Below are 6,230 nucleotides of genomic sequence, written 5' to 3' on the forward strand. Positions count from 1 at the left end.
GGCGGGGGGGGGGGGGGGGGGGGGGGTTGGGGGGGGGGGGGGGGGGGGGGGGGGGCCGGGGGAGGAGTGGGGTGCGGGTCCGGCGGGGGTGGTGAGGCGGGGGCGGAGGCCCCCGCCTCTCTGTTACTTCTCCGTCACGCCTGCCGAGTCGAACGTCGCCACCTCGTGCATCGCCCGCGCCGCGCTCTGCACGATCGGGAGTGCCAGCAGTGCACCCGTGCCCTCGCCCAGGCGGAGGTCCAGATCGACCAAGGGGCGCAGGCCCAGCTTGTTGAGGGCCGCCACGTGGCCGGGCTCCGCGCTGCGGTGGCCCGCGATGCAGGCGGCCAGTGCCTCGGGGGCGATGGCCCGGGCGACCAGGGCCGCCGCGCCCGCGCTCACGCCGTCCAGGATCACCGGCGTACGCAGGGAAGCTCCGCCGAGGAGGAAGCCGGCCATCGCCGCGTGTTCCAGGCCGCCGACCGCCGCGAGCACGCCGATCGGGTCGGCCGGGTCCGGCTGGTGGAGGTCGAGGGCGCGGCGTACGACGTCGACCTTGCGGGCGTGCATCTCGTCGTTGATGCCGGTCCCCCGGCCGGTCACCTCGGCCGCGTCGATCCCCGTGTAGACACAGATCAGTGCGGCCGACGCCGTGGTGTTGGCGATGCCCATCTCGCCGGTGAGCAACGCCTTGTTGCCCGCCGCCACCAGGTCGCGGGCGGTCTCGATGCCTACCTCGATCGCGGCCAGCACCTCTTCGCGGGTGAGGGCCGGGCCGGTCGTGAAGTCCGCCGTGCCCGGGCGTACCTTGCGGGGCAGCAGACCGGGCGTCGCGGGCAGGTCCGTCGCCACGCCGACGTCCACGACGCAGACCTCCGCGCCCACCTGCGCCGCGAAGGCGTTGCAGACGGCTCCGCCGCCCAGGAAGTTCGCCACCATCTGGGCGGTGACCTCCTGCGGCCAGGCGGTGACCCCCTGGGCGTGCACCCCGTGGTCACCGGCGAAGATCGCCACGGCCGCGGGCTCCGGGATCGGCGGCGGGCACATCCGGGAGAGCCCGGACAGCTGCGCGGAGATGATCTCCAGCATGCCGAGCGCGCCGGCGGGCTTCGTCATCCGCTTCTGGCGTTCCCACGCCTCGCCGAGCGCCTTCGCGTCCAGCGGGCGGATCGCGGAGATCGTCTCCTGGAGCAGGTCGTGCGGCTCGGCGCCGGGCAGCGCGCGACGGCCGTACGTCTCCTCGTGGACGACCCACGACAGCGGGCGGCGCTTGGACCAGCCCGCCTGCATCAGCTCGGGCTCCTCGGGGAACTCGTCGACGTAACCGACGCAGAGGTACGCCACGACTTCGAGGTGCTCGGGCAGGCCCAGCGCGCGGACCATCTCCCGCTCGTCGAAGAAGCTCACCCAGCCGACGCCGAGGCCCTCGGCGCGGGCCGCCAGCCACAGGTTCTCCACGGCCAGCGCCGAGGAGTACGGGGCCATCTGCGGCTGCGTGTGGCGGCCGAGGGTGTGGCGGCCGCCGCGGGTCGGGTCGGCCGTCACGACGATGTTGACCGGGGTGTCGAGGATCGCCTCGATCTTCAGTTCCTTGAACTGCTTCGCCCGGCCCTTGGGCAGCGACTTGGCGTAGGCGTCGCGCTGGCTCTGGGCCAGTTCGTGCATGGAGCGGCGGGTCTCCGCCGAGCGGATGACGACGAAGTCCCACGGCTGCGAGTGGCCGACGCTCGGCGCGGTGTGCGCCGCCTCCAGCACCCGGAGCAGGACCTCGTGCGGGATCGGGTCACTGCGGAAGCCGTTGCGGATGTCCCGGCGTTCGCGCATGACCCGCAGCACGGCTTCGCGCTCGGCGTCGTCGTAACCGGGGGCGGGCGGGGTGGCCGCCTGCTCGGCGGGCTTCAGCGCCTCCACCGGCTCCTCGGGCTGTGCTGCCGTCACCGGCTGCTGCGGTGTCTCGGTCAGTGCCTGCGGCTGCGCTTCGGTCGCCTGCGGCTCCGGAAGGAGCTCCGGTGTCTCGATGACCTCGGGGCCGGTGCCGTCCTCGGCGTCGGGTGCGGCCACGTGGGCTGCCTCGGGCTCCGTCACTGCCACTGCGGGCTCGGAGGCAGGAGCCGGGGTCACTTCCTGCTCCGGCGCGTTCCCTTCGGCCGTTCCCTCGGCCACGGGCTCGGCGGCTTCGGCAGGCTGCTCGACCGGCTCTTCCGCGACGGGCTCCGGCTGTACGGGCTTGGGGGCGGGCGGCGTGGCCACCTGCTCCTCCGCCACGGCGGTCTCCGGAGCCACCACCGTCTCCGGGCTCTCGGCCACTGCTGCGGCCGGGACCGGCTCGGCGGCCGGTTCGGCGGGTTGCTCCCGTTCGGGCTGGGCCACCGGCTCAGGCTGCACCACCGGCTCGACGACGAGCGGTTCCTGTACGGGGGCCTGGGCTTCCGGGGCGGCGGCTTCCACCGGGGCCGCCTGTACGTCGGGCTCCGGGGTTACGGCGACGCCGTGCTGAGCCTCCACCGGCTCCTGCGTCTCGCTTGCGGTCACCTCGTCGGCCGGGGCCTGCACGGGTGCTTCCGCCGGTTCGGCCAGGGGCTCCGGCTGTGCCGCCTCGGGCTCAGGGACGAGGACCGGTCCGGCGGGGGGCATCGCCACCGCGGCCGACTCGGGAACGACCGTTTCTGCCGGGACGGCCTGCGGGGCCGGCTCGGGCTGCACCAGCTGATCCGGCTCGGCCGGCTGCTCGACCGGGGCGGCCGGGGCCGCCGGAGCAATCGAGGCCGCCAGGACTTCCTGGGGGGCGGGGACGGCCGCCTGCTCCGTCGGCTGAACCGGCGGGGCCGCCTGGACCGGCTGCTCGGCCACGACGGACTGCTCAGCCACGGCCTGTACGGCCTCGGCCTGCCCTGCCACCGCCTGCTCGGCGACCTCAGGCTCAGCCACCGCCTGCTCCGTCACCGCCTGCTCGGCCACGACAGCCTGCTCCGGCTCCGCCACGACCTGCTCCGGCCGCTGAACCGGCTCGGCTGCCGTCTGCTCGGCGGGCACCGGCTCGGCGGGCTGCTCCGGTTGGGCCCCCCACGGGGCGCCGGCCTGCGGGGGGATCTCGCCCAGCTGCGGCCCCGGCAGGGTCGAGGGGTCCTCGGCCGGGATGTCGAAGTACTCGGGGCCGGTCGTCGGCGGGCCCGCGTGGCGGGCGGGAGCGGCGGTCCGGGTGGCTCCAGCGGGGCCCCGGTCGGCCAGGGAGCGTACGACGCCGCCCTGCGTACCGCCGCCGTACGATGGAGGGTCGGCGGCGGCCGGGCCCCGGTGCAGGGGGCGGCGGGCCGGGGCGGTGGCAGCGTGGGCGCCGACCGGTGCGGGCGCGGGCGCCGGGATGCGTACGCCGTTGAGGTCGACGGAGCCGGAGTCGCGGCCACCGGACTCGTGCGTGCTGTGCGGCTCCACGGCGGCGGCCGCCTGGGCCTGCTGCGCGGGAACCTGCGGCTGGGGCTGCCCCACGGCGTGTTCGGTTACGAGGGGCTGTGCCACGGCGGCCGGCGCGACGGGCTGGCCCTGCGCGGCGGGGGCCGGGGCGGCCTGCGGGTCGCTCCAGGCGCCCTGGGAGGTCGGCATCAGCAGAAGGTCGTCGTCCTCGGGGGTGTGCTCGGAGGGGTCGAGGAAGGTGTGCGCGTCCGGGGCGGGGATGCCCGGCTGCTCCACCATGCCTGCGTTCTCCGGCAGTCCCTCGCCCGGGACCTGGCCGGTGTCAGTCATGCGTACCCCTCGCCCATCGTCAGTGCTCCTTCGGCCCTTCGCCCGGGACGCCGAACCACGGCACGCCGGTGCTCGTCATCAAGAACGAGCGGGCTCGCCGCGCGGCACGAAACGCCCGCGGGGCTTCCTATTCTCGCGGCCGTTCGCCGCCGCGACAGGCAGTTCTGCCACGGCTCACTGTGGACTGCGCCACGTTGCGCGTCCCCCGGGTTGCGCCGTACCACAGTGCGGACCAAAACGGTCCACTTTTCCGGACATTGACGAACGAAGCGACGAACGCCCGGGCGCGGTACAACAATCGGCCAGCCTACCTCGCGTACCGGGCGAACGGGTCAGGGGGCGAGGTCCGAACGCCCTGCGGAGAGAAGGAACACGACGGACCTCTCCCGCTCGGTCCACACCTCGGTGTCCAGGTCGACGGACTGGAGCAGCGAGCACTCGACGGTGTAGCCGTTCCCGGTGAGGGCCGCGCCGAGCGCCTCGGCCTCGTCCCGGTTGGAGGCGTGGGTGACGATGCGTTCCGGCCGCCGGTCGATGACGGCCCGGGCCACCGGGACTCCCCCGCCGCCGATCCGTACGACATCGGGTTCGGGCAGCCTTTCGAGGATGTGCGGGGCGCTGCCGCGGACGACCTGGACGGGGACGCCGAAGGCGCGGGCGGCGGCCTCGGTGCGGGCGCAGGCGGCCGGGTCGGCGTCGACGGCGATGACCGCCGCGCCGAAGCGGGCCGCCTCGACGGCGAGGGCGCCGCTGCCGGAGCCGATGTCCCAGAGCAGGTCGCCGGTGCGGGGGCCGAGACGGGCGAGCTGGGCGGCGCGCAGCCCGGGGAACTCGCCCTCGCCGGACTCCTGCATCCGCTCGGCCCCGGCGGCCCGGTAGGCCTCGGCGGGCAGGGCCCAGCCGCGTATCCCCTGGGGGTAGGCGGGTTGGCGGCCGGCTATCCAGGCGCCGGCGGGGGTGGTCTCGGGGCCGCCGCCGATGACGATGACGACGTTGGGGTCGCGCCAGGCGTGGTCGGCGGCCTTGTCGGAGGTGAGGACGGTGACGCGCTCGCGGGCGGTGCCGAGTTCCTCGCAGATGACGAAGGTGCGGTGGATCCCGTCGAGGAGGAGGGCCAGTTCGGCGGGGCCCGCGCCCGGCGAGGTGAGGACGGCGACCTTGTGGTGGGCCCGGCAGACGTTGACCGCGCGGCGCAGGGTGCGGGGGTGGGCGACGACGATCTGGGCGTCGTCCCAGGGCATCCCAGCCCGGGCGAAGGCGGTGGCCACGGAGGAGACGGCGGGGACGACCTCGACCTCCAGGCCGTGTTCGCGGGCGCGCAGGGTGCGGACGACGCCGAAGAAGCCGGGGTCGCCGTCGGCGAGGACCACGGCGCTGCCGCGGTGTCCGGCGATGCGGCGGGCGGCGAGGTCGACGCTGCCGAGGCGGATGCGTTCGGCGTTCGGGGGCACTTCCGGCAGGGCGAGGTGGTGCGCGGCGCCCGCGACGAGCGTGGCGGCCGAGAGCGCGGCCGTGGCCGCTCTGGTCAGTGGCGAGCCGTCCCAGCCGATCACCGTGACCCGGTCGGCCATCGTCGTCTGTCTCCTGGGGTGTCGGAGGGGTGGGGCGTTCACCCGTGCGGTGCCGGGCGTTTCCCGTACGGTGCCGGGCGGGAGAGCCGTGTGTGCCGGGCGAGGTGACCCGTGTGTGCCGGGCAGGGGTGAGGTTACCTGGTCCGGACCTTGGGCCCGCGGGGGGCCTCGGGCTCTACTTCCAGTCGTTGTACGTGCCGTAGCCGCCGGCGTCCGCGAGCTGTTCGGCGACGCCTTCGAGGTCCTCGGGGAGGAGTCCCCAGACGATCAGGTCGGTGCGGATGTCGGTCCAGCCGCCGTCGGTGCCGTTCTCGGTCCGGGTGCGGGCGATACGGGCGTTGCGCAGGACGCCTTCGCTGATGCAGCCGAGCTTCTGGGCGACCTGCTGGGAGGCGGTGTTGTCGGCGGGGGTGCGTAGCTCGATGCGTTCGAAGCCCTGGTCGCGGAAGAGCCATTCGGCTATGGCGAGCACGGATTCGGTGGCGTACCCCTCGCCGCGGGCCCAGGGGGCGGTGATGTAGCGGACCTCGGTGGAGCGGGTGCGCCAGTCGGTGTTGAGGAGTCGGACGCTGCCGACGAGCCGCTGGGTGAGGAATTCGGTGACGGCGAGGGCGATGCCCTGGCCGCCGGTGCGTTCGGCGGGGGCGATCCTGCGGACCCAGCGTTCGGCGTCGACCTGGGTGCAGGGATTCGGTCCGTCCATCCAGGCGACGACCGCCTCGTCGTTCATCATCTCGATGTACGCGGGGATGTCGGCCATCTCGAAGGGGCGCATCACCAACCTGTCCGTGCTGATGGAGATGGACGGAAAGGTGGTAGTCATGCGCAGCTCCATGCCGAAGACCGGGTAAAAGCACAGCATGCAGCATCGGGTCCGCCTTGTGCATGGGCGGGTCGGCACGACGGAGCCCCGCGCCTCCGGGGAGGGAGGGGCGGGGC

General features: G+C 74.6%; 3 protein-coding genes. All 3 read right to left on the bottom strand.

Annotated features, from left to right (window positions below):
- Positions 1-123 precede the first annotated feature (123 nt).
- A complete protein-coding gene (gene cobT, locus ACFWM7_RS32535) occupies positions 124-3,720 on the bottom strand; it encodes a nicotinate-nucleotide--dimethylbenzimidazole phosphoribosyltransferase (RefSeq protein WP_383267629.1) in 3,597 nt (1,198 codons plus the stop codon).
- A gap of 332 nt (positions 3,721-4,052) precedes the next feature.
- Positions 4,053-5,291 carry a precorrin-6y C5,15-methyltransferase (decarboxylating) subunit CbiE gene (gene cbiE, locus ACFWM7_RS32540; RefSeq protein ID WP_383267632.1) on the bottom strand — a complete coding sequence of 413 codons (1,239 nt, stop codon included), beginning with the start codon at positions 5,289-5,291 and terminating at the stop codon, positions 4,053-4,055.
- A 175-nt stretch (positions 5,292-5,466) separates the two neighbouring features.
- Positions 5,467-6,153 carry a GNAT family N-acetyltransferase gene (locus ACFWM7_RS32545; RefSeq protein ID WP_097877660.1) on the bottom strand — a complete coding sequence of 229 codons (687 nt, stop codon included), beginning with the start codon at positions 6,151-6,153 and terminating at the stop codon, positions 5,467-5,469.
- Between the last annotated feature and the right edge of the window lie 77 nt (positions 6,154-6,230).

The organism is Streptomyces sp. NPDC058375, from assembly GCF_042723425.1.
GTDB lineage: Bacteria > Actinomycetota > Actinomycetes > Streptomycetales > Streptomycetaceae > Streptomyces > Streptomyces durocortorensis.